At 68.8% G+C, this 23,903-nt stretch carries 22 protein-coding genes and 1 pseudogene; 10 read left to right on the top strand and 13 right to left on the bottom strand.

Annotated elements, in window-relative coordinates; translation table 11 throughout:
* Positions 1-52: 52 nt before the first annotated feature.
* The 4 genes and pseudogenes from F8O04_RS04590 to F8O04_RS04575 form a co-directional block, all read right to left on the bottom strand.
* Entirely contained in the window at positions 53-1,132 is a 1,080-nt protein-coding gene (locus F8O04_RS04590) for an alpha/beta hydrolase (RefSeq protein WP_225734868.1), read from the bottom strand.
* A gap of 293 nt (positions 1,133-1,425) precedes the next feature.
* The gene (locus tag F8O04_RS04585) at positions 1,426-2,811 is read right to left on the bottom strand and encodes a purine-cytosine permease family protein (RefSeq protein ID WP_158028127.1); all 1,386 of its coding nucleotides are present in this window, start codon (positions 2,809-2,811) and stop codon (positions 1,426-1,428) included.
* A gap of 43 nt (positions 2,812-2,854) precedes the next feature.
* Complete coding sequence (locus F8O04_RS04580) at positions 2,855-3,244, bottom strand: YybH family protein (protein WP_158028126.1); 390 nt, start codon at positions 3,242-3,244, stop codon at positions 2,855-2,857.
* A 28-nt stretch (positions 3,245-3,272) separates the two neighbouring features.
* Positions 3,273-4,140, bottom strand: a pseudogene (locus F8O04_RS04575) (agmatinase).
* Positions 4,141-4,238: 98 nt separating this feature from the next.
* On the opposite strand from F8O04_RS04575, the gene F8O04_RS04570 reads away from it, so the two are divergent.
* Positions 4,239-4,823 (top strand): helix-turn-helix domain-containing protein, encoded by a 585-nt coding sequence (locus tag F8O04_RS04570; RefSeq protein WP_158028125.1) that lies wholly within the window; start codon positions 4,239-4,241, stop codon positions 4,821-4,823.
* A 114-nt stretch (positions 4,824-4,937) separates the two neighbouring features.
* Here F8O04_RS04570 and nrdF read toward each other — a convergent pair whose 3' ends face one another.
* The 4 genes from nrdF to nrdH form a co-directional block, all read right to left on the bottom strand.
* On the bottom strand, positions 4,938-5,921 hold the full coding sequence (gene nrdF, locus F8O04_RS04565; RefSeq protein WP_158028124.1) for a class 1b ribonucleoside-diphosphate reductase subunit beta: 984 nt from the start codon (positions 5,919-5,921) through the stop codon (positions 4,938-4,940).
* A 76-nt stretch (positions 5,922-5,997) separates the two neighbouring features.
* A complete protein-coding gene (gene nrdE / locus F8O04_RS04560) occupies positions 5,998-8,097 on the bottom strand; it encodes a class 1b ribonucleoside-diphosphate reductase subunit alpha (protein ID WP_158028123.1) in 2,100 nt (699 codons plus the stop codon).
* A gap of 26 nt (positions 8,098-8,123) precedes the next feature.
* Positions 8,124-8,549, bottom strand: a complete 426-nt coding sequence (gene nrdI, locus F8O04_RS04555; RefSeq protein ID WP_158028122.1) for a class Ib ribonucleoside-diphosphate reductase assembly flavoprotein NrdI — start codon at positions 8,547-8,549, stop codon at positions 8,124-8,126.
* Between the two features lie 76 nt (positions 8,550-8,625).
* Positions 8,626-8,862 carry a glutaredoxin-like protein NrdH gene (gene nrdH, locus F8O04_RS04550; protein WP_158028121.1) on the bottom strand — a complete coding sequence of 79 codons (237 nt, stop codon included), beginning with the start codon at positions 8,860-8,862 and terminating at the stop codon, positions 8,626-8,628.
* A 534-nt stretch (positions 8,863-9,396) separates the two neighbouring features.
* Between nrdH and F8O04_RS04545 the strand changes: the two genes are divergently transcribed.
* From F8O04_RS04545 to F8O04_RS04530, 4 genes are all read left to right on the top strand, one after another.
* Entirely contained in the window at positions 9,397-10,509 is a 1,113-nt protein-coding gene (locus F8O04_RS04545) for a DUF4349 domain-containing protein (RefSeq protein ID WP_158028120.1), read from the top strand.
* Positions 10,510-10,596: 87 nt separating this feature from the next.
* Positions 10,597-12,189, top strand: a complete 1,593-nt coding sequence (locus tag F8O04_RS04540; protein ID WP_158028119.1) for a PRC-barrel domain-containing protein — start codon at positions 10,597-10,599, stop codon at positions 12,187-12,189.
* Positions 12,190-12,197: 8 nt separating this feature from the next.
* A complete protein-coding gene (locus F8O04_RS04535) occupies positions 12,198-13,703 on the top strand; it encodes a sensor histidine kinase (RefSeq protein WP_158028118.1) in 1,506 nt (501 codons plus the stop codon).
* Positions 13,700-14,371, top strand: a complete 672-nt coding sequence (locus F8O04_RS04530; protein WP_158028117.1) for a response regulator transcription factor — start codon at positions 13,700-13,702, stop codon at positions 14,369-14,371. The genes F8O04_RS04535 and F8O04_RS04530 overlap by 4 nt, the downstream gene beginning before the upstream one ends.
* A gap of 28 nt (positions 14,372-14,399) precedes the next feature.
* Here the strand turns inward: F8O04_RS04530 and F8O04_RS04525 are convergent, their stop codons facing one another.
* Positions 14,400-14,819 carry a hypothetical protein gene (locus tag F8O04_RS04525; RefSeq protein WP_158028116.1) on the bottom strand — a complete coding sequence of 140 codons (420 nt, stop codon included), beginning with the start codon at positions 14,817-14,819 and terminating at the stop codon, positions 14,400-14,402.
* Complete coding sequence (locus F8O04_RS04520) at positions 14,816-16,243, bottom strand: aminoglycoside phosphotransferase/kinase family protein (RefSeq protein ID WP_158028115.1); 1,428 nt, start codon at positions 16,241-16,243, stop codon at positions 14,816-14,818. Before F8O04_RS04520 ends, F8O04_RS04525 begins: the two co-directional genes overlap by 4 nt.
* Before the next feature lie 171 nt (positions 16,244-16,414).
* Between F8O04_RS04520 and F8O04_RS04515 the strand changes: the two genes are divergently transcribed.
* Both F8O04_RS04515 and F8O04_RS04510 read left to right on the top strand, forming a co-directional pair.
* Positions 16,415-16,807 carry a thioredoxin family protein gene (locus F8O04_RS04515; protein WP_158028114.1) on the top strand — a complete coding sequence of 131 codons (393 nt, stop codon included), beginning with the start codon at positions 16,415-16,417 and terminating at the stop codon, positions 16,805-16,807.
* A gap of 17 nt (positions 16,808-16,824) precedes the next feature.
* The gene (locus F8O04_RS04510; RefSeq protein ID WP_158028113.1) at positions 16,825-17,844 is read left to right on the top strand and encodes a DUF4031 domain-containing protein; all 1,020 of its coding nucleotides are present in this window, start codon (positions 16,825-16,827) and stop codon (positions 17,842-17,844) included.
* Between the two features lie 47 nt (positions 17,845-17,891).
* On the opposite strand, the gene F8O04_RS04505 is transcribed toward F8O04_RS04510, so the two are convergent.
* Positions 17,892-18,806, bottom strand: coding sequence for a VOC family protein (locus tag F8O04_RS04505; protein WP_188726276.1), 915 nt, complete (start codon positions 18,804-18,806; stop codon positions 17,892-17,894).
* A gap of 178 nt (positions 18,807-18,984) precedes the next feature.
* Here F8O04_RS04505 and F8O04_RS04500 point away from each other — a divergent pair, with 178 nt between their 5' ends.
* The 3 genes from F8O04_RS04500 to F8O04_RS04490 all read left to right on the top strand — a co-directional run bounded on the left by F8O04_RS04500 (position 18,985) and on the right by F8O04_RS04490 (position 21,022).
* Positions 18,985-19,551, top strand: a complete 567-nt coding sequence (locus F8O04_RS04500; protein ID WP_158028111.1) for a hypothetical protein — start codon at positions 18,985-18,987, stop codon at positions 19,549-19,551.
* Positions 19,552-19,607: 56 nt separating this feature from the next.
* Positions 19,608-20,294: a DsbA family oxidoreductase gene (locus F8O04_RS04495; protein ID WP_188726277.1), complete on the top strand. Its 687-nt coding sequence runs from the start codon at positions 19,608-19,610 to the stop codon at positions 20,292-20,294.
* Positions 20,295-20,431: 137 nt separating this feature from the next.
* The gene (locus F8O04_RS04490; protein ID WP_158028109.1) at positions 20,432-21,022 is read left to right on the top strand and encodes a carboxymuconolactone decarboxylase family protein; all 591 of its coding nucleotides are present in this window, start codon (positions 20,432-20,434) and stop codon (positions 21,020-21,022) included.
* Here the strand turns inward: F8O04_RS04490 and F8O04_RS04485 are convergent.
* Together F8O04_RS04485 and F8O04_RS04480 are read right to left on the bottom strand one after the other, a co-directional pair.
* Positions 20,987-21,715: an asparagine synthase gene (locus F8O04_RS04485; protein ID WP_158028108.1), complete on the bottom strand. Its 729-nt coding sequence runs from the start codon at positions 21,713-21,715 to the stop codon at positions 20,987-20,989. The two genes, F8O04_RS04490 and F8O04_RS04485, sit on opposite strands and share 36 nt — an antisense overlap.
* Before the next feature lie 125 nt (positions 21,716-21,840).
* Entirely contained in the window at positions 21,841-23,772 is a 1,932-nt protein-coding gene (locus F8O04_RS04480; protein WP_225734867.1) for a BCCT family transporter, read from the bottom strand.
* Positions 23,773-23,903 lie beyond the last annotated feature (131 nt).

The raw sequence follows: 23,903 nt of genomic DNA, 5'->3' as shown, positions 1-23,903 counted from the left end.
TCCGTCCCTGCTGGGCCCGGCCTCGGTGGGCAGCTGGCGTTGCTCGCGAGACTCAGCTCCCGTCGTTCGACGCGGTGATCCCCGCCAGGAATGCGATGGTCTCTCGGAGGGCGGTCTGGGCCTCGTCGAGGTCGAGGTGGAACTGGTACTCGTGCTGCAGCGACGGTTGGTGCGGCTCGGGCCAGAAGAGCCGGGTGACCTCCACGCCCTCGGACTGCAATCGCTCGGCCATCGGCACCGACTGCAGCCAGGTGAGTCCGTCGCCGTTACCTCCGCTGATGTAGGTGGACGGGAAGTCCTCCGTCACGAAGTCGATCGTCGACATGGTCGCCCCGGCATAGGTCGCCGACCAGTCCTTGGTCCCCGTGTATGCCCACAGCGCCGTCTTGAACCCCCACGCCGCGATGCCGGTGAGGTCCGCCATCCGACGCATGTCGTACACGCCGCAGTTCAGGATGGTTCCGATGAGCTGGGATGACGCGAGGGCAGGCTCGATGCCGATGAGCTGGGCGTACTCCGGGTTGGTCGTCAGTACCGTCAACTGACTGGCCAGCTGGGCGCCAGCCGAGTCGCCGGCGAGGACGATCCGCTCGGGATCGACACGCAATTCCTCGGCGTGCGCGTCAATGTAGGCGAGCGCCTCATTGAGCTGGTTTACCGCGGTGGGATAGACCGCGTCGGGACCCACCGTGTAGTTGAGCGCGATCGTGGTGTAGCCCTCGGCCGCGAGGATCTGCAGGTAAGGCTCGACATCCTCACGGTGTCCCGAGATCCAGGCGCCCCCGTGGATCCACACCACGGCGGGAAGAGGTCCCTCACCGTCGGCCGAGAAGGCGCGGAGCGTCGTGTCGGACGAGTCGTCGTCACCGTACTGGTGCACGCCGAGGTCTTCGACGCCCGTGGCCGGCACGTACGGCTCCATTTCGGCGACCGTCTCCGCGCCACCCTTCTCGAATACCGAGCGGATGAGCAGGGCCGACGGCCACGGCGTCGCCTGCAACGTCACAACGACCAGCAGCACGAGGATCCCGGCGACGACCGCCCCGCGCAGCCAGCGGCGCCGGCTCCGGCCATGGTGCAGGAGGTGCTTCCTGCCGCGACCGCCACGATGCTCCGCCATTGTCTGACTCACGAATCGGACTCCCTCTTCGTCCCCGCGCCGGTCATCCTTCCGGCGTCACATCCGTATCCGACGCGGACTGTCGCGCCTTGCACGACTCTAGAGGTAGGACCGGGTACCGTTCGGACATGCTGGGGCGACGGGCCCAGCGGGGGCGGCACATCGTCGCTATCGAGGACAGCCGCAGCTCTGATCCTCGGTGGCCGCGGGGGACCTGCGGGGGCTCGACGTGCACCGCCGGATCACCGCGGTCGACCGTCATGCCGGCGCGGATCGGATGGCTCGGCTCACGCAGCATCCGAACGTCATTTCTTCACAGCGGGTTCCTCGACGGCGAGGTTACCGGCCGGCACCGACGATCCTGTCGTGCGTGATCGCAGCGACAGCGCCAGGTAGAGCACGAAGGTGACCACGAATGCAGGGGCCGTGGAGCCGAACGGCAATGGCCACACGTATGCCCAGACGTACGCGAGAACCGCGCCGACCACCCACGCCCCGATCGCGAGCCAGTTGATGCCGCCCACGTACCAGTAGCGTCCGCCAGTGGCCCGCAAGATATCGCGGTCGTACGATGCACGCCTGATCAGGTAGTAGTCGACGATCATGATCGCGAAGATCGGGGCGAACAGGGCGCCGATCGTGACGAGGAACGTCGTGAACTGATCCAGCAGACCGAAGAACGTCGCACCGACGATCGAGATGAGTCCGAGTACGAGAGCCGTTGGCAAGAACCTGACTCGCGTGCCCGGCAGAGCGTTGACGACCGTGGTCACCATGCCGTACACGACCATCGTGTTGGTCGCCATCACCGAGAGGAAGATCGCGACGCCGAAAATCCAGCCGACCGGCTGGATGATCGTCACCGGATCGAACGGGATCGCCTCGCCGCCGCGGAGGAGCACGAAGCCCATGGCGGTGGCTCCGAGCGACATCGAGATCACTGTCGAGAGGGTGTAGCCCACGCCGGAGCCGACGACGCTCGCGCGGGTGCTGCCGGCAAAACGGTTGATGTCGGCCGCCAGCACCGTCCACGATATGGCCGTGGCGAGAACGACGTCGAACACCAGCCCCGGCGAGTAGAACGGCTCGTCCGGCTCCGGGATCGCGCTGACGAACTCAGTCGGGCCGAACGAGGTGAAGGCGACGATGAAGATGTAGGCCGCGATCGAGAGGATGATCACGGCGAACCAGGGCTCGATGCGCGCGACACCGGCGTGGCCGAAGATCGCGAGGATCACGACAATGGTCTGGCAGAGCGCCGCGAAGATCACCGGATTGGAGAACCCGGTGAACGTGGCGACGACGTAGTCGAGCGCGATGCCCGCGAGCATCGCCTGCACCCAGCTCCACCCCATCAGGATGACGACGTTCGCGGCGACCGGCAGCAGACTCCCCCGGGTGCCGAACGGCCCTCGGGTCAGCGCCATGGTCGGAAGGCCGGTGCGCCGACCGATCGTCCCAACCGCGACGAGGACGGCGGCACCCGCGACGGTGCCGCCGACGATCAGGAGCAGCACAAGTCCGTACGGCACGTCCGGCACGAACAGCGTGCCGGTGAGCAGAGTCGTCACGACGAGGTTCGCGGCGAGCCAGATCATCAGCAGGCGACCGGCCGAGTACGTGCCGCGAACGGGTCCGGCGTCATCGGACTGCGACTGCAGGCGCTGCTCAAGGCGAGAGTAGAGCGACATCTTCGGGCTCCTTCGATTCGGGTTCGGGAGAAGTGGTCGACCCTCAGGTGAACGGTGACAGGTGTTCGTGGACGGCGAGAAGGCGGTCGCCTTCGGCAATGAAGACGATGCTCTCGCGCTCGCGATACGACTCGGGGCCATCGGCCGTCTGGACCGAAGTGGCGACGGTGTGCGAGAACACCGCGCCGCCGTCGAAGACCTGGGTGCGCCGGTCGGTCGAGGTGCACGACGTCACCCTCCAACCGCTCTCCAGCCATCCCCGCCACAGCTTCTCGTATCCCGCACGGTCTTCCAGGCGGTGCGGTTCGGGATGGAAGATGAACGTCGCGTCAGGCGCGAACCCCGCGAAGTAGCGCTCGGTGTCGGTGGCGGCGAACGCCTCGACGATGGCGGATGCCGCGGCCTCGACTACTGCCGGATCGGGGGTCGTCATGATCTTCTCCTTCGAAGTCGGATGCCGCTCAGCGCGGCGTCATCGCGCTGAGCAGCTCGTACACCACGTGGCTCGCAGCCACGGCGGTGAGCTGCGCGTGGTCGTACGCGGGCGCCACCTCGACGACGTCGGCGCCGACGATCCGCGAGCCGTCGAGGGCGCGCAGCATCCGGAGCAGTTCACGGCTCGTGAGCCCGCCCGCCTCGGGAGTTCCTGTGCCAGGCGCGTGGGCGGGGTCGAGCACGTCGATGTCGATCGAGATGTAGAGCGGCTTGTCACCCACGCGGCCACGGACGCGGTCGACGGCGGCCGGCACACCGTGCTCCTCGATGTACTCGCTCGACACGATCGCGAAGCCGAGGCGCTCGTCGTCTTCGAGGTCGCTCTTGTCATAGAGGGGGCCGCGGATGCCGACGTGCATGCTCGCGGTGAGATCGATGAGTCCCTCTTCCGACGCGCGCCGGAACGGCGTGCCGTGCGTGGTTGGCGCGGCTGCATTTCGATGCGCATCTCGACACGTGGGACACGTACACGACGAGCCGGTCGGCGCGGGTGCGCAGCTCGCGGGCGCCCGCCTCGATCTCGGCGACGGCCGCGGGGATGTCGAACGGGTTGGCGACGATGTCTCCGGCATCCACCACCTGCTGCGCGCCGAACGGGAAGACGTCCTGCGCCGGGTTGTACGGCCGGAGCAGGCGCGACGCCTCGCGCACGTGGGCAGGTCCGAACCTCGCGCCCGGCCGGTAGCTGACCCCACTGTCGAAAGGAACGCCGGCCACGGCGACATCCGCCCGTTCGACCTCATCGAGACGCGGGAGGCGGGCGAACGTGGCGATACCGGCGAACCGCGGAACGATGCTCGCGTCGATCGGGCCGCGATTCGGAGAGGGTTGCATATTTGACAACTTTCGATACGCTACAAGCAACTTTCTGGTTCAAGCTAGACCTGCGGCCGCACGGCGTCAAGAACGAATCATCGACCTGAGGTACTGCAATGCGCGCGATCCACCCCCAGGCCAACAGCAACGCGACACCGATCGGTGCGAAGCTGCGGTCGGTCCGGACCGGCCAGGGCCTCTCGCTCGGTCAGCTCGCCGAGTCCACCGGTCTCTCGAAGGGATTTCTCAGCAGGGTCGAACGCGACGAGACCTCGCCGAGCGTCTCGACGCTCGTGCAGCTGTGCCAGGTGCTGTCACTGCCGGTCGGAGCCCTGTTCGCCGAACCGGAGATCCAGCGCGTGACGTTCGCTGACGCACCGCGCATCAATCTCGGCGGTGTGCACGCCGACGAGCGCCTGATGTCGCCGCGCGGCGAGCAACGCGTGCAGCTGCTGCGCTCGGAGCTCGAACCCGACGCCCACGGCGGCTCGGACCTGTACACGATCAACTGCGATGTCGAAGTGCTGCACGTCTTGAACGGGAGCGTGACTGTGCGCTTCGCCGATAGGACCGTCGCGCTCAGCGCCGGCGACGCACTGACGCTTCCTGGTCGCGAGCCTCACACCTGGCACGTCGAGGGAGGCGAGCCCGCATCGATCATCTGGGTGATCATCCCGGCGCCCTGGAGTGGATCCGCGTGAACGCCACATGGCGATCCAGAGCGTTGAGGCTGGGGGCACGAAAGCGGCCCGAACCTGCGACATTTCGCAGATCCGGGCCCCTGACCAGCTAATGAGCTGGGACGAGAGAAGCGCTTAGAAGTCCCAGTCGTCGTCAATCGTGACTTCGGCCTTACCGATCACGTACGACGAACCCGATCCCGAGAAGAAGTCGTGGTTCTCGTCGGCATTGGGCGAGAGCGCCGAAAGGATCGCAGGGTTCACGTCGGTCACCTGCGAGGGGAACATGGCCTCGTAGCCGAGGTTCATGAGGGCCTTGTTGGCGTTGTAGTGCAGGAACTTCTTGACATCCTCCGAGAGTCCCACGGGGTCGTACAGGTCGTGCGTGTACTGCACCTCGTTCTCGTACAGCTCGAACATCACCTCGTATGTGTAGTCCTTGAGCTCCGCGCGGCGCTCCTCGGTGGCCGTCTCGAGGACCCGCTGGTACTTGTAGCCGATGTAATAGCCGTGCACGGCCTCGTCACGGATGATGAGGCGGATCAAGTCGGCCGTGTTCGTGAGCTTCGCGTGGCTCGACCAGTACATCGGCAGATAGAACCCGGAGTAGAAGAGGAACGACTCGAGCAGGGTCGAGGCCACCTTCTTCTTCTGCGGGTCGTCACCGTGGTAGTAGTCCATGACGATCTGGGCCTTGCGCTGCAGGTGCTCGTTCTCGCGCGACCACCGGAACGCGTCGTCGATCTGCGGCGTGTTCGAGAGCGTCGAGAAGATCGACGAGTAGCTCTTGGCGTGCACCGATTCCATGAACGCGATGTTCGTGTACACGGCTTCTTCGTGCGAGGTCACGGCATCGGGGATGAGCGAGACCGCACCCACGGTGCCCTGAATCGTGTCGAGCAGGGTGAGTCCCGTGAACACGCGCATCGTGAGCTGCTGCTCGTCGGGCGTCAGGGTCGACCACGACTGGATGTCGTTCGACAGCGGCACCTTCTCGGGCAGCCAGAAGTTGTTCGTGAGGCGGTTCCACACCTCCACGTCTTTGTCGTCTTGGATGCGGTTCCAGTTGATGGCCTCAACGTGGTCGATGAGGTGGCCGGTGGCGTGCGGGGCATTCATGCGTGCTGTCCTCGGGTCGAAATCGCGCGTTGGTGGTCAATGTCAATGACGTGGTGGCCGCCGTGCGAGCGACCCGCTACAGCATGCATGACACGCAACCGTCGATCTCCGTGCCCTCGAGCGCGAGCTGGCGCAGGCGGATGTAGTAGATCGTCTTGATGCCCTTCCGCCAGGCGTAGATCTGCGCGCGGTTGATGTCGCGCGTCGTTGCCGTGTCTTTGAAGAACAGCGTGAGCGACAGACCCTGATCGACGTGCTGCGTTGCGGCGGCGTACGTGTCGATGATCTTCTCGTAGCCGATCTCGTAGGCGTCCTGGAAGTACTCGAGGTTGTCGTTCGTGAGGAACGGCGCCGGATAGTAGACGCGGCCGATCTTGCCCTCTTTGCGGATCTCGATCTTCGAGGCGATGGGGTGGATCGACGAGGTCGAGTGGTTGATGTACGAGATCGACCCCGTCGGCGGCACGGCCTGCAGGTTGCGGTTGTACATGCCGTGCTCCTGCACGAGCGCGCGCAGCTCCCGCCAGTCGTCTTGCGTGGGGATGTGGATGTCCGCGAAGAGGTCGCGCACGCGCTCGGTCGCTGGCGCCCACTCGCGATCGATGTACTTGTCGAAGAACTCGCCGGATGCATAGGTCGAGCTCTCGAAGCCGTCGAACGAGGTGCCCCGCTCGCGCGCGAGGAGGTTCGATGCACGGATGGCGTGGAACAGCACCGTGTAGAAGTAGATGTTCGTGAAGTCGATGCCCTCCTCCGAACCGTAGTGAATGCACTCGCGACCGAGGTACCCGTGCAGGTTCATCTGCCCGAGACCGATGGCGTGCGAAGCCCGGTTGCCCTTCGCGATCGACGGCACCGAGCGGATGTCGCTCATCTCGCTCACTGCCGTGAGGCCGCGGATCGCCGTCTCGATCGACCGGCCGAAGTCGTCGCCATCCATGGTGAGCGCGATGTTCATCGAGCCGAGGTTGCACGAGATGTCGTTGCCGATCTCTTCGTACGAGAGGTCGTCGCCGTAGGTCGTCGGGGTGTTGACCTGCAGGATCTCCGAGCAGAGGTTCGACATGTTGATGCGGCCCTCGATCGGGTTTGCCCGGTTCACCGTGTCTTCGAACATGATGTACGGGTAGCCCGATTCGAACTGGATCTCGGCGAGCGTCTGGAAGAACTGCCTCGCGCCGATCTTCGTCTTCGAGATGCGCGCGTCATCGACCATCTCGTAGTACTTCTCGGTCACGGAGATGTCACCGAAGGGCACGCCGTAGACGCGCTCGACGTCGTACGGCGAGAAGAGGTACATGTCCTCGTCGCGCTTGGCGAGATCGAAGGTGATGTCGGGAACGACGACGCCGAGCGAGAGCGTCTTGATGCGGATCTTCTCGTCGGCGTTCTCGCGCTTCGTGTCGAGGAACCGCATGATGTCGGGGTGGTGCGCCTGCAGGTAGACGGCGCCCGCACCCTGGCGCGCGCCGAGCTGGTTGGCGTAGCTGAAGCTATCTTCGAGCAGCTTCATGATGGGGATGATGCCCGACGACTGGTTCTGGATCTGCTTGATCGGGGCGCCGTGCTCGCGGATGTTCGAGAGGCTGAACGCGACGCCGCCGCCGCGCTTCGACAGCTGCAGGGCCGAGTTGACCGAGCGGCCGATGGATTCCATGTTGTCTTCGATGCGCAGCAGGAAGCAGCTCACGAGTTCGCCGCGCTGCCGCTTGCCCGCGTTGAGGAACGTCGGCGTGGCGGGCTGGAACCGGCCGGAGATCATCTCTTCCACGAGCGCCGTCGCCAACTGCTCGTCGCCGCGCGCGAGATGCAGCGCCACCATGAGCACGCGATCTTCGAAGCGCTCGAGGAACCGCTTGCCGTCGAACGTCTTCAGCGCATACGACGTGTAGAACTTGAACGCGCCGAGGAACGTCGGGAAGCGGAACTTTTTCTTGTAGGCAAGGTCGCGTAGCTGGGCGATGAACTCAAGCGAGTACTGCTCGAGCGTCGCCGCCTCGTAATACTCGTGCTCCACGAGGTAGTCGAGGCGCTCCTCGAGGTCGTGGAAGAAGACGGTGTTCTGATTGACGTGCTGCAGGAAGTACTCACGGGCCGCTTCGCGGTCCTTGTCGAACTGGATCCTGCCGTCGGCATCGTAGAGATTCAGCATCGCGTTGAGGGCGTGGTAATCCATGCCGCTCGATCCGACGCTCTTGGTCGCTACCGGGACGTCGAGCTCAGGGTTTGCTGTTGCTGCCAAAACGAATCCAATCCAGAGGTGACCGCTTCGACGTCGTCCTCCGTGCCGAAGAGTTCGAAGCGGTAGAGGGCGGGGACGTGGCACTTCGCTGCGATGATGTCGGCCGCGATGCCGAAGCCCCGACCGAAGTTGGTGTTGCCCCCGGCGATGACGCCGCGAAGCAGCTCGCGGTTGCCGGGGACGTTGAGAAATTTGATGACCTGCTTGGGGACCGCCCCGCGGCCATCGCCCCCGCCATAGGTGGGAACGATGAGCACGTACGGTTCGGTTGCCACGATGGGCTCCGCGTCGCGGTTCACCGGGATGCGAACGGCCTCACGCCCCAATTTCTCGACGAATCGATGCGTGTTGTTCGACACGCTCGAGAAGTAGATGAGTTGCGACATGGCGCGAGGCCTCCGCTGGTGGCGTGGGTGGTGGGGTGCGTCGTTCGCCGGGCGACGTGGTGTGGCAGCGGACTCGCTACGCGACGCGCGTCGCGAGCTCCGAGATCTTGTCGGGGCGGAAGCCCGACCAGTGCTCGTCACCGGCGACGACGACAGGAGCCTGCATGTAGCCGAGTTCCTTGACCGTGGCGAGCGCCTTGTCGTCGACCGACAGGTCGAAGATCTCGTACTCGATGCCCTGCTTGTCGAGTGCACGCTTGGTGGCGGTGCACTGCACGCACGCGGGCTTGCTGTAGACGGTGATGCTGCTCATGGCGACTCCTGAAGAACTGGCTGCCGAGGGGCGTTGATGCGGTGGTGTCGAAAGGACTGGATGCTGCTGGCGTCCCGGTGGGGACGGACCGCCCCAGCCACAACATCTTGTGTCTGACGACGATAACACCACTAGATCTCGGGTTACAACCGTGTAATTACTCACAGGTGCGTCCACAGCTTCGGCATGGAATTCCACCGAATCGGCGTGTCATACACACCCGGACGCGGTTGCACACAGGGCTCTCCACATGGCCTGTGGACAACACCCCTGCGCCCTCTCGAGCGAAGCTGCGAACCCACAGGAGAAAACGCCTGACGGACCCGATTCATGCCCGAAGCGTCGCACGACCCTCCGACACTGTGTGACAAGCGCCGCACGGCCACCTCGCCCGCTCCGTCCCCGTCCCCGCGACCGCCGCGAGGATGACCCGCGAGTCACCCGCGCATCATTCCCTCGCTCCGCCGGGCCGATATTGCGAGATCGATACCTCGCATCCACCCACAGTTCAGGCTCACCGCATTGCATGGCGGAATGCCCTCCCGAACCAGCATCACCACCGCCGCCGGTGCGGCCCTTCTCACGCTCGCCCTGCTCACCGGATGCGGCAGCGCCGCGTCCGAGAGCGCCCCGGCGGCTGAATCGGGCCAGGACGCCGGCCAGCCCGAAGCGCCGTCGGCCGTGACCGGCGACCGCGCCATCGTCACGACCGGCGAGATCGGTCTCCGCACCACCGACGTACGCGGTACCGCGGCCGCGGTCGAAGATCTCGTCGCGATGCTGGACGGCCGTATCGACTCGCGCTCGGAACGGAACACGGGCGGGGGAAACGAATCGCATACCGCGGACCTGACCGTCCGCGTGCCGGCCGAGGACTACGACTCCCTTGTCGAGCGGCTTCGCGAGGTGGCCGACGTCGAGTACCTCTCGACGCGAGTGACCGACGTGACGATGGAGACGGTCGACCTCCAAGCGCGCATCCAGTCACTGGAAGCCTCGGTCGAGAGTCTGCGCGGCATGCTCGCCGAGGCGACGAGCGTCGATGACATGCTCGCCGTGGAAGAGACGCTGAGCGCGCGGGAGGCGGAGTTGCAGTCCCTTCGCGCCCAGGAGGCGGCGCTGGCCGACCAGGTCGCGATGTCGACGCTGTCGGTCACGATCTCGAACGACGAGCTCGCGAACCCCACGCCGGACAACCCGGGGTTCTTCGAGGGATTGCAGGCCGGGTGGAACACGCTCGTCGCGATCTTCGGCGGTCTACTGACGGCCTTCGGATTCATGCTTCCGGGGCTGATCGTGCTCGCGATCATCGCGCTGATCGTGTTCTTCGGCGTCCGCGCCATCGTGCGGTCGCGACGATCCGGCGACCGCGGGCCCGCTGCCGCCTTCGTCGGTGCGACGGGCGCGCCGGGTGGCCCGATGAACGACCTGGATGCGGCCGGCGCGCAGTCGGCCGAGGCCGAGCGCCTCGCTCAGCCGACCGGACAGCAGCCGACCGGACAGCAGGGCCCTGATCGGCAAGCGCCCGCGACCCAGCAGGCACCCGCTCCAGAGCCGCCATCGGCGCAGTGGCCCGCCCCCGACCAGCCCTCGGCGCGTGGGCCGCAGGCCCGGGATGGGGCTCGCGAGGATCCGGACCGCGCGTGAGCAATACGCCGTCTCACCAGGGGCGATCGTTAGGCTGAACGCAGTTCTCGAGATCTTCTCGACCACCGACCCCCTCGGAGGAGCACCATGGTTGCCGATCAACAGCGCGATCCCGACGACACGGCGGCCGACGACGGTCCCCCCGAGACGTTCGGGAACTCCGACGACTGGCGAGGCGACGCGGTCGAGGGCTCACCGTTCGCTTCGACGTCGGAAACGCAGGGCGAGCCGGCCGTCTCGCCCGCTGACGGCGATGAGCTCGCGGCAGCGGGAACGGCGGGCGATCTCGGCGACGACGACCTCGCCGGAGATGCGGATGACCCGGCCTCGACCGACGCATCGCAAGCCCAACGCGACGCCGAGGCCGAGCACGAAGCACACCTCACGCGGTTGTTCACGGCCACGGTCATGGGACCCAATGACGAGCGCATCGGCAAGGTCGGTCAGGTGTACCTCGACGACCAGACGCAGGAACCCAACTGGATCACAGCGCGGACGGGGCTCTTCGGCACGAAGGAGTTCTTCGTCCCCCTCGACGAGGCGACGCTCGATGGCAAGCGGATCAACGTGCCGTACGACAAGGCGCTCGTCACCTCATCGCCCTCCACCTCGATCGATCAGAACCTGTCTCCCGACGAGGAGGACGCCCTCTACAACCACTACCGGGTGCCCGGCCGTATGACCCCGGAGGTCGCCGCCCAGGTCGAAGGCGAGCAGCTGGCCGCCGCGGCACCGGCGGGCTCCTCCGCCGAGGACCAGGTGTCCGATCCAGCGGACGAGGCCTTCGCGCCGCTCGCCGCCGAACCGACCACGGAGCCCGCCGGCGCCGATTCCTCGTACCCGGACGCGAGGCCGACGATCGACGCTGAGATCGGTGGCGCGGCGGGAGCAGAGACCGACGACCGCGACGGGCTCTTCGCTCCCCCGGCACCGACGACAGCCGACGCCGGCCGTGCGGACGAGGGCGGCGGCGGTGCGACCTCCGATCGCGACGCGTGGCAACGTGAACACGCGGATGCCGACGGCGTGCCGGAGACGACCGGGGCGCGCGACTCGGCGACCGGGTCGGCAGCACCCCTCGCTGGCCACGACCCCTGGCGCCGGATGACCGCAGAGGAACGGCATGGGGCGAATGACGCCCGGCCCGACGACGAGACGACCGCGTTCGCGGTACCGGACGGCGCCCCGGAAACCGCCTTCCCCACGCCCGAGCCGCACCCGGAGCCGGCGCCGCCCTTCCCTCCAGGCGGTCCGACCTCTCCCGGCGAACCCGCCCATCCCGACGAACCGGCGCCGCCCGCCGGTCCGGCTGCTTTCCGGTCCCCCGCGTCACAAGCCGAGGGGGCCTGGCCGTTCGACCGGGCCTCACCCCCGCCTTTCGCCCCGCCGGCCGGGGCGGATGGGCCGGCTTCGGCCGCCGTGCCGCCGTGGACCGATGCGCTCGACGGAGCACCGGGAGGCGCGGGCACTCCCCCGGCACCCGACGCCGGCGAGGCGGTCGACCCCGCTCACGACCCGGTGGGCTCGTGGCGACGCAGCGAATCAGCACCGACGCAGGAGCCCGAGTCCACGACCGGTGACGCGCCCTTCGGGCTCGAGGACCTCTTCAAGGACGATGGCCCCTCCCGGGGCGACGCTTCGCCGGGCACCGACACGCCGTTCGGCCGTCCCGGGGCCTAGTGGCACCGATGCGGCGCGCGGGCGCCTCGGTCCGAGTCCGCCTGGTCACCGCCGTCGTCGTCTTGCTCGCGCTGGCCCTCGGCGTGCTCACTTTCCTCGATATCAGCCTGCAGCGTCAGCAGGTCATCAGCCGCATCGACACTGAGCTCGATCGTCGCTGGAACGAGCTGATTCAGCTCACGGCGACCGGCGTCGATCCAGAAACGGGCCGTGCGTTCGAAACCGCCGATCAGCTCGTGCGCGTGGCACTGCAGCGTACGGTCCCCGCCCCCAACGAGGGCGAGCTCGGCATCGTCGACGGAGCCGTCGCATGGACGGCCCAGGCCGAGGTGCCGACGCGGCTCGAGGACGACCCCGAGTTCCTCGCGCACATCGCCGTCCTCACGAGCGGCTCGTCGGTCGTGCGGGGCTCGGTGACGACGAATCACACGACCTATGACTACCTCATCGTGCCGGTCGCGGTCTCGAACGAACCCACGACGACCGTCGGCGCCGTCGTCTACGCCTTCGACCGCAACGCCGAGCTCGAGGTCGTCGCAACGGCCATGTGGTGGCGGTTGCTGCTCGCGACCGGCGTGTTCGTCATCGGCGCGACCGTCATTTGGTTCCTGGTCGGCCGGCTCATGCGGCCCATCGGCCTCGTCCGCCAGACCGCCGAGGAGATCACCGACACCGACCTGTCGCGACGCATCCCCGTGCACGGCAACGACGACCTGGCGCAGCTCACGGTGACCGTGAACTCGATGCTCGATCGCCTCGAGACGGCGATGTCGTCACAGCGCAATCTGCTCGACGATGTCGGTCACGAATTGCGCACGCCCCTCACCGTCGTACGGGGTCACCTCGAATTGATGGATGCCGGCGATCCGTCGGACGCGCGCGCAACGCGCGATCTCGTGGTCGATGAGATCGACCGCATGAACCGTCTCGTCAACGACCTCACGCTGCTCGCGGCCGCGAGCCGACCCGACTTCGCGACGTTGCAGCCCGTGCACGTCGGGCTGCTCGTCGACGACGCGCTCGAGAAGGCGAGATCGCTCGGCGATCGGAACTGGCGGCTCGGAGGGTTCGTGGATACCGAAGCGATGCTCGACGCTCAGCGCATCACGCAGGCGCTGCTGCAGCTCGCGGCCAACGCCGTGCGGTACTCCGAGTCGGGCACATCGGTGACGTTCGCCGCGATTGAGGACGGCGAGCACATCCGGCTGTCGGTGCGAGACGAGGGTCGTGGCATCCCGTCCGGCGAACTGGAGGGGATCTTCGACCGGTTCGCGCGCGTCCGGCAGGCGGGCGACCGCATCGATGGATCGGGCCTCGGACTCGCCATCGTGCGCAGCATCTGCGATGCGCACGGCGGTACGGTCGAGGTCGTCTCGGCGATCGGCATGGGCTCGACCTTTACGCTGGTCCTTCCTCGCCGGGCTGCGACGGGCGCCGAGGTGACGCAGCGCGACATCGCCGACGAACTCGGTACCCCGATGGGTGGCGCCGCGCTTGGAGGAAGAAACGCATGAGTCACGTCCTCATCGTGGAAGACGAGGAGCGCATCCGCTCGTTCATCGCCAAGGGGCTCAAGGCCGCCGGGTTCGCGACCAGCGCCGTCGCCACCGGGCTCGAGGGCCTCGACCTCGGTGCATCGGGTGACATCGACCTCATCGTGCTCGACGTGGGGTTGCCGGACATCGACGGGTTCGAGGTCCTGCGCGAGCTTCGCGGCATGGGCGTCTCGGTGCCCGTCATCATGCTCACCGCCCGAACGTCGCTCGAAGACACGGTCGCGGGCCTCACGGGCGGCGCCGACGACTACGTGCCGAAACCGTTCCGGTTCGAGGAGCTGCTCGCGCGCATCCGGCTGCGGCTTCGCACCGACGATGCGCCGGCGAGCGCGCCGATGCGACTCACCGTCGGCTCCCTCACCCTCGACCTCGGCACTCGGCGGGCGACGGTCGACGGCTCGCAGGTCGACCTGTCGGCGCGCGAGTTCGCCCTCGCGGTCGAGTTCATGCGCCACCCGGGGCAGGTGCTGAGCCGGGAGCAGCTGCTCGCGAGCGTCTGGGGGTTCGATTTCGATCCCGGCTCCAACGTCGTTGACGTGTACGTGCGCTATCTGCGCCGCAAGCTCGGGACGGAGCGCTTCGAGACGGTGCGCGGCATGGGCTACCGGCTCGCCGATCGCGCGTGAGCCGCGAGGCAGCGACGACGCGCGGGCCTCAGTCGCCCGAGTCGGCGGATGGCGCCGATGGCGCCGACGGCGCGGAGTCGGCCGATGACGCCGAGGCTGCCGAGTCGGCGCCTCCGCCGGGGTCGTAGGGCGCGGGCGGTGGCGGCGGCACCTGCTGGACGGGCTGGTCGGCCCCGCCGCTGATCGGCCCCGGGCCCGATGGCGCGTCGTCAGCGGACGGTGACGAGGTCGGGGCGGGAACCGTGGTCGCTGACGTGCTGTCGGGGGCCGTCGGCACGGGATCGGTGCCCGCATCGCCGGCCGGCGCGGACGTGGTTTCGATCACGACGGGCGGCCCCTGCTGCGATTGCTGGTCCGGTGGCGAGGCGAGGCTCGCGGCGGCGATGCCGACGATCGACGCGGCACCAAGCGCGCCGGTTGCGATCCAGGCCGTCGAGCGCGAGATCATGCTGGTCTCCTCACGGTCTGGGGGGCCGGTCGCGGCCCGTTTGCGGATTCTGCCGGCGCCGGATGGGGATGCTGGAGCGGTCGGTGCGCGAGCAGCGTGATCGCCTCGTGTCGCCTCACGGTGCGCGGGCTCGACGATGGACGGGGCACGTCGTCGTCGGCGGCGGCGGCGAGCCGGCACCACGCCTCGGCGAGTCCGACGCGCGCCTCGGCCTGGCCCTGCGGCGAACCAGCGACGAGCGACACGAGCACGGCGGCGACGCGGGCGCGGAGGGCGACGGGGTCGATTTCGCGCTGCGCCTCGAAAGCTCGGTGCCACGCCTCGACGGTCGCGTCCGCCTGCGGGTACGTCTCCGGCGCGAGCGGCCGCAGCACGGCGAGGTGCGCGAGCACGGTCGCGAGGTCGTCCACCCGGTACCCCGGGCCGAGGCTGTCGAGATCGATGAAGCCGGCGGGTGCGCCCGCCTCCACGAACACGTTCGTCACCGAGGGATCGCCGTGCACCGGAACGACCGGCCCGGTCGGGGCCGAGGCGAGCAGCGTCTCCACACGGTCGCGGATCCGGTCGAGGCGCCCGGCGAGATCGGGATGCGCGTCGGATGCCGCCCGCGCGTGGAAGTCGAGCCGTTCCGACCACGGGGCGCGTCGCGGCAGCGACAGCGCCGTCCGGGGCAGGCGTTCGAGCAGCGCGATGAACCCCTCAGGTGCCGGGAAGGGATCACCGTCACGCGCGGCGGCGAGCGTGCTCGCCAGGTTCTCTCCCCCTGCGCGTCGCAGGACGACGGTGCCGGGCATCGGCTCGGCGACGATCTGGGGGCCGATGCCGGCCTCGGCGGCCACGCGGTGCCGCCGAACGAGCGCATCGGCCTCGCGTCGGCGTACCGTCTTCACGAAATGCTCCTCACCGCGGGCGCACACGCGCACGGTCGCGCGGCGCAGCGGCCGGTGCGTGACGACAGCCGCCGCAAACGCGGCCGGGTCGCGCGCCGCGTCTGGGCCGTCGGCGTCCGCCTCCCGAGCAGTGACGACGGGCGCCCCGAGCCAGCGCCCGACGGTGCTCGGGTCGAGGGCCGCGGCGAGCGCCGGCAGCGCGGGGTCGCCGGGAAAGCGCCAGGCGTACAGCACGTCATCGCCCCGCCGCAGCTCGACGACGCCCTCGCCGCCGCGTGCTGCCCGGCCGGTCGAGAGCAGAAACGAGTCTGTCACCACGACGGAGGTGTCCCGGTCGTGGGCGATCGCGCGGTATCGCACGTCGTACCGCACACTCGTGTCGGCGCCGGGACGGTGGTGCACGGCGACGATGTCGGCGGTGAAGTCGGGGAGCCGCGCATCGGCCCGCCCAGTGATGGCGAGCTGCACGAGTCCGGGAGCGTCCGGGCCCGTGAGCAACGCGAGGGCATCGCGAGTGGAATCTGCGGGGTTCACGCGTTCGAGTGAACGCCGCCCCGGTGATGCGCCGGTGAGATGAACATGAGAGGGCCCTCATCTGGGGCCGCCGATGGCATGAAACCCTGGCTTCCGCGGGAATGCGGGTCACCCCCGCCCGGTTGGGGGAAAGACCGCACGACACGACGCAGACGACGAAACGAGGTACCCATGGCCACGGTCGAACTCACCCCCGAGACCTTCGAGAGCACGGTCGCGAACGACGGCATCACGCTCATCGATTTCTGGGCATCGTGGTGCGGGCCGTGCCGCATGTTCGGCCCGATCTACGAGGCGGCGTCGGAGTCGCACGCTGAGGTGGCGTTCACGAAGTTCGACACCGAGGAGTACAACGCGTTCTCGGGTGCGCTCGGCATTCAGTCGATTCCGACGATCTGGGCGTTCCGCGATGGCGTGCTGCTGTTCCAGCAGGCGGGTGTGCTGCCGGCCGAGGCCCTCGACCAGCTCGTCGACGCGCTGAAGGCCGTCGACATGGACGAGGTGCATGCGAAGCTCGCCGAGCAACGCGCCGCCAAGGAAGCGCCCGAAGCGCCCGAACAGTAGGGCGTCGGCCGCCACGCATGTCGATCCTCATCGATCCGCCGGCGTGGCCGGCTCACGGCACTCGATGGAGCCACCTCGTCTCGGACACCAGCTACGAGGAGCTCCACACGTTCGCCCACCGGCTCGGCGTCTCGCGGCGCGCGTTCGACCTCGACCACTACGACGTCGTGGCCGACCTCCACGAGGCGGCAATCGCGGCGGGAGCGATTCCCGTGGCGAGCCGCGAACTCGTCTCGCGGCTCGCGGCCTCCGGACTGCGCGTCGCGCCCGTTGACCGTCCCCGCGCGTACGCGACGCGACGCACCTCGTGGCTTCGTGCCGACTGGGCGTCGATTGCGCCGCGCGTCGGGGTCACGGGTGCCGCCGCGGCGGCCGGCGCCGCCGATGAGGCGGATGCCGTCGACCCGCCCGCGGGCAGCGATGAGCTCGATCTTCCGCGCGCCTGGGCATCGCTCGGCGAGCTGCTGCTCGCCCGCTGGGCCGAGCCGCACCGCCACTACCACGACGACGTGCACTTGCACGACGTACTGCTGGCGCTCGACCAGCTCGCCGACGCCGGCGCGACCGTCTCGCCCGAGGTACGGCTGGCGGCGTGGTTCCACGACGCCGTCTACGACGGACGGCCGGGCGACGACGAGCGCACCTCAGCCGCGCTCGCGCGGACGGCGCTCGCCGACGCAGGGCTCGAGCCGGGCACCGTCGACGAGGTCGAGCGACTTGTGCTCGCGACGCTACCCGGCGCGGCCGCGCCGAGCGAGGCCGACGCGAACGCGGCGACGCTGCTCGATGCCGACCTTTCGATCTTCGCGGCCGGGCACAAGCGCTACCGGGACTATGCCGTCGCGGTGCGCGCCGAGTACGCCCACGTGCCAGAGGCCGACTTCCGCGCCGGGCGGGTGAGCATCCTGCGGTCGTACCGTGACCGACCGCGCATCTACACGACCAGCATCGCGCGGCACCAGTGGGAGGCACGTGCCCGGCGGAACCTCGAGGCCGAGATCGCCGGCCTCGAGGGCCGGCACGGCGCCGCCGGCTGAGCCCGCGCGGTCGGGTTCCCTCCGGGCGGATCCGCCCGTCGGAGCGCTCAGGACTCGCGGTCGGCCTGTCCGCCTTCAGAACCGGCATCATCCGCGGGGTCCGCATCGGTCGATGCCGTCGGGTCGTCGCCGGTGCGCTCCGAGGCGTCGATCGCCACCGGCGCCGCGGCGCCCGGCGCCGGCTCGGGCAGGGGCGGTTCGATGAGGTTGAACGCCGCGCCTTGCGGGTCGATGAACGTGGCCATGCGCCCGTACACGGAGTCTTCCGGGCCGAACGTCAGGCGCGCGCCGAGCGACACCGCGCGCTCGACGTCGCGGTCGGCGTCGGCGGTCAGGAAGTACACGGTCCAGGTGCTCGCCATCGAGGCGGGTCGACTCGTCGACACGTCGAAGATGCCGAAGGCGGGGGCCGACCCGTCAGCGAGCCTCGCGGTCGAATAGCGGAAGCCATCGTCTTCGGCGAGCGGCTCGATCGTGAGCCCGAACGCCTCGCGATAGAAGCGGCACGCCGCGTCGTAGCCCTTCGTGTGGATCTCGAACCACCCGGGACTGCCGGCGAACGAGTGGATCTGGGTGCCGTGGTGCGCAGCGCCCTGCCACAGCCCCAGCACGGCGCCGCCGGGGTCGGCAACGAGCGCATAGCGTCCCTGACCGTCGAGCGCGTAGGGCGGCACGAGCGGATGCGCGCCGGCACGTTCGGCGCGCTCGTACGCGTCGTCGATGTCGTCGACCGAGAGGTACACGCTCCAGGCCTCGAGCGGATGCGCGGAGCTCGCCTGCAGGAGGCCGGCGACCGGCTGGGTCGCGACGGTCGCCATGCGATAGCCGCCGGCCTCGGGCCCGAGGTCGTCGATGTCCCACCCGAACAGCTCAGCATAGAACGCAGCCGAGCGCGACAGGTCGGTGGTCGTGAGGTCGACCCAAGCCACCTGGCCCTCGCGGTAGTGCACGTACCGGTTCACGGCCTGCTCCTTTCCGTGACCCGCGATGATCCGCGAAACGGCGACCAGCGCCCTGGCGAGCGCGAACTCGCCGCCACACCGCCCACCGTACCGAGCGAAACTCCCCGAGCGCTCGCCGCGTCGCGGCCGATCGCACGTTCCCCTTTTCCCGGCACCCGGTACGTGCGAGCCTGAGGGCATGGCGAAGGCGACGAACACCGAGGCGATCGAACGAGCGAGCGGCATGAGCTGGTCGGCGTGGGCCGAGCTGCTCGAGTCGAAGGGGGGTGAGCGGCTCTCGCACGCCGAACTCGCGAAGGTCGCGGGCGTGCGATGGCGCGAGCTCGGCGTCGACAGCCCGGACTGGTGGGCGCAGGGTGTCGCCGTTGCCTACGAGCAGGCGATCGGGCGCCGCCGACCCGGGCAACGGTCAGACGGCCGCCACGAGGTGTCGGTTTCCAAGACCTTCGGCCGCGACCTCGACCACACCCTCGAGACGTGGGCTGCCGTGGCCGGCGGCGCCGCGCCGTTCCGCGGCGTCTCGACCGACGAGGCCCCGACGACATCCGCGAGCGAGAAGTGGCGCTATTGGCGGGCGACGCTCGTGGACGGAACCAAGGTGCAGGCCACCATCGGCTTGCGCGGGACTGGCAAGCCGTATGCGGCCGTGACGCACGCCGGATTCGAATCCGGTGACGAAACCGACGAGTGGAAGACGTACTGGCGCGGGCTCCTCGCCGACGCGGCGTCGAACGCCGGAGCCTAGCCGCCGATGACGCCGGCGCTCGGAATAGCCGCCGGCGCGACATGGTTGGCAATGGCATGAGCGCTGAGAGCAAAGCCCCCGTTCGCGTCGACGTCTGGTCCGACATCGCCTGCCCGTGGTGCGCGATCGGCACCGTGCGTCTCGACGCCGCCATCGCCGAGGTCTCGTCGCGTGAGGATGCGCCGGCGTTCGACGTCCGCTATCACGCGTACCTCCTCGATCCGGACGCCGCACCGACCGACCTCACGCACGCGGAGGACCTCGCCCGCAGGAAGGGACTCTCGCTCGAGCAGGTCACGCAGATGCACGAGCACGTCAGGCAGTCCGCGGCAGGCGACGGCATCGCGTTCGACTTCGATGCGGTGAAGCCGGCGTCGACCCGAAAGGGGCACGAACTCATCGCTTTAGCCGCCGAGCGCGGCCGGCAGCGCGAGGCCGTACGCGCGCTGCACGACGCGTACTTCGTGCACGGTCGCCGCGTCGACGACCTCGACACCCTCGTCGACATCGGGACCGGGCTCGGGCTCGGGCTCCAGGCCGGCGAGATCCGCGACGCACTCGAGACCGGCGCGCTCGAGACGCGTGTCGACATCGATCTCGACGAGGCCCGTCGCCTCGGCGTGCAGGGCGTGCCCTTCTACGTGTTCGACGCGAAGTACGCGTTCTCCGGGGCGCAGCAGGCCGAGCAGATCGTGCGGGTCATCGACCACGTCGCCGCTGAAGCGAGCCACGAGCGCGACTAGGTCGCACCGAGACGCCGGCGACGGCAGCGTGGCGTGTCGGACGTGCGGCGAGACGTCGTGATGAACGTCCCTCGATGGGTACGGTTGAGGGCGGCCGGCCGGCCCCGCACCGAAGCGAGCGACGAGAGGGCGAGACCATGCGCATCCAACGCCTGACACCCGAGCAGTTGACCCACGAGCAGCGCGAGCTCTATGACGCAATCGCCGGCGGGCCGCGCGCTGCGGGCCCGCAGCGCTTCGCCCTCACCGCCGACGATGGCAGTCTCAACGGCCCGTTCAACGGCTTCCTCCTCGCTCCCGCCGTGGGCGACGCGCTGCAGGGGGTGGGCGCGGCGATCCGCTACCGCACCGCGCTCGGCGACCGTGCCCGCGAGCTCGCCATCCTGCTCGTGGCCGCCCGCTGGAACAGCGCGTTCGAACGGCACGCGCACGAGGCCATCGCCACGGGCCTCGGCTTCGATGAGGCGACGCTCGACGCCGTCCGCCGCGAGGACCTCGCCCCGTTCGACGGCACCGAGCGCGCCGTCGGCGACGCGACGCTCGCGCTGCTCGACGGCGACCTCGATGACGATGCCTACGAGGCTGCTCTCGCGTCGCTCGGCGAGGCCGCGATCTTCGAGCTCACGACGCTCGTGGGGTACTACTCGACCCTGGCCCTGCAATTGCGCGTGTTCCGCGTCGACGAGGCGCCGCTAGCGACCTCGACGCCGCGCCCACCACGCGCGTAGGCGGTTGCCCCGGGACGGACGGATCGCACCGGAGCCGCGACTCCCCCGGCTCGCTCGCGCATTCCGCGCGCCGTGTTCCTCGGCCGCGTCGCCCGACTCAGCGCGTCGCCCGGCCGTCTCTTCCGCCAACCGCGCGAGGTCGATCGTCGCGACCTCGTCGATGCGCCGCTCACGATCCTCGCGATCGGCCTCGTCGACCACGACGCGCTCGTACTCGCTCGCGAGGTTGTGGTGGATGTTCCGGGCGATCTCATCCCACGCCGCCTCGTGCGCCGCCGAGACCAGCTCGCGCAGCGCATCGTCGTCGTCGGCACGCGCCCGCAGCGTCTGCTCGACGAGCTCCGCCTGCTCGAGTCGCCGCCGCAGATTCGTGACGTCGTCGCGCCGATAGCCCTGGCGCCGGCGCCGGCGGAGCCCGAGCCCGCGAATCTCGCGCATGATGTCTCGAAGTCGCTCGGCGTCGCCGTGCGCCTCGTCGGCGAGACGCAGCAGAGCGTCACGCGCGTCGCCGATGAATCGTTCGGCCTCGTATTCCTGGCCGCCGTGCAGCACCTCGACGAGGATGCGGTTCTTCAGCGAGAGACGGGTCGCGGCCACGGCGATGTACATGCCGTCAGTGGCCGACTGCTCCGACGTCGGGCGCCCGCCCAAGACCCGAGCGCCGCGAGTCGCGCTCGCGTTGTCGTCGGTCATTGCACCATCCTCACACGTCGACGCCCGCGGCACGCACGGTCGGGCCGTCCGGCGTCGGCGCGCCGGAGACGGGAGCGCGCGAGGTGATCGGACGCGAGCGTCCGGTCACCTCGCGCCTGGCGGTGTCAGCGCCCGGTGCGCGGCCTCTCGCTCCTGCCCTGCCGCCCGATCCCGCGGGTGCGCGAGAGGCGGTAATCGATGCGGTCGTCGACGTACGAGCGCAGCTCCGGCACATCTTCCAGACTGCTGCTGAGCTCGCCCGTGACGTGCTGCGTGACGCGTTCGAGCCGTTCCATCGTCTGACGGTATTCGAGCTGCCGGTGCTCGTACCGCAGCGCGCGCACGGTCGCGATGCACATGAGGATCAGGATGATGCTGAACGGCAGCGCCGTGATGAGCGACCCGGCCTGCAGAGCCCCGAGCCCGCCCGCGAGCAGCAGGGTGATGGCGAGCGCGCCCTCGAGCACTGCCCACAGCACGCGCGACCACACCGGCGGGTTGGGGTGGCCGCCCGAGGCGAGCATGTCGACGACCAGCGAGCCGGAGTCGGAGGACGTGATGAAGAAGATCGCCACCACGATGATCGTCAGGACCGACAAGACGTCCCCGAGCGGAAGGTCGCCGATGACCTGGAACAGCACGCCCTCGGGCGATACCTCGCCGTCCTGGACGAGGTCGCCCTCACCGAAGAACTGCCGGAACAGGCCCGAGCCGCCCATGACGGAGAACCAGATGAACCCGACGATCGTGGGAACGAGCAGCACGCCCGCGATGAACTGGCGCACCGTGCGACCGCGGCTGATGCGGGCGATGAAGACGCCGACGAACGGCGCCCAGGCGATCCACCAGCCCCAGTAGAAGATGGTCCAGGACGAGAGCCACTCCTGCGCGGGCGCGCCCTGGTAGGCGCCGACGTCGACCGTCATCTGCAGCACGTTCGCGAGATACACGCCGAGCGACTCGACGAAGTTGCGCAGGAGGAACAGGGTCGGGCCGAGGATGAGCATCGAGATGAGCAGCAGTCCCGCGAGCGACAGGTTGATGTTCGACAACCACTTGATGCCGGCGCCGAGCCCCGAGATGACCGAGACCATCGCGAGGGCGGTGATGACGAGAATGAGGATGACGAGCAGCCACACGTCGGACTCGCCGACGACGCCGATCGCCTCCATCCCGGACGCGATCTGCTGCACGCCGAGACCGAGCGAGGTCGCGACGCCGAACACGGTGCCGAAGATGGCCACGACGTCGATCACGTCACCGACCCAGCCCTTGACGCGCTCGCCGAAGAGCGGCTCGAGGGCCCAGCGGATCGAGACGGGTCGGCCGCGCCGGTGAATCGCGAACGCCAGGGCCAGCCCGATGACCGCGTAGACCGCCCAGGGGTGAAGGCCCCAATGCACAAAGGTCTGGGCCATTGCGAGGCCCGCCAGCTCGGTGTCGCTCCCCTCCCAGCCGGGCTTCGGCATGGTCGTGGCGTAGGTGAGGGGCTCACCGACCCCGTAGAAGATGAGGCCGATGCCCATGCCTGCGGAGAAGAGCATGGCGAACCAGCTCAGCACGCCGAACTCGGGCTTCTCATCATCTCGGCCGAGCCTGACCGCACCCAGCTTCGTGAAGGCGATCCCGACCACGAACACCACGAAGAAGCCGATCGCGAGCATGTAGTACCAGCCGAAATCGGCGACGATCCAGTTCTGCGCTCCCGTGAACACGTCGTTGGTGAACTGGGGGAACGCCAGTGCCATCGCAGCGACGGCCACGATCACGATCAGCGCCGGCCAGAACACGCGAGGGGCGATCATGCCCCTCCCGATCCGAACGCCCTGGCGCCGCAGCTTCCGGGTGATCTCTTCGTCCGAGTCCTCCTGCCCGAGCAGGAGGCTCGAGGAAACTCCGGAGATCGACGGGTCTCTGTCGAACGACTCGCCGTTCAGCGGGTTCGTGTACGTGACGACGTCATCGTCGGTCGCGGTCGTCGCCTGGGCGCCTTCGCCCGGCGGCGCAGGATGCGCGGTGTCGGCCGTCGAGTCCTGGTTCGGCGTATCGGAACTCATGGCGACCCAGCGTAGACCACAGCCCAGCCTCGGACCGTGTCCCGCCAGGCGTCGAGTGCGCGCGACGGACGACCGGCGCAGTCGCCGCCGCCGTGATCGCCGAGATTCTCACGCCGGGGCGGCCGTCGGGA

Source organism: Pseudoclavibacter endophyticus (genome assembly GCF_008831085.1).
Classification (GTDB): Bacteria; Actinomycetota; Actinomycetes; order Actinomycetales; family Microbacteriaceae; genus Pseudoclavibacter; species Pseudoclavibacter endophyticus.
Note: the sequence above shows the minus strand (reverse complement) of the source record. Positions and strands in the feature narration are given on the sequence as shown.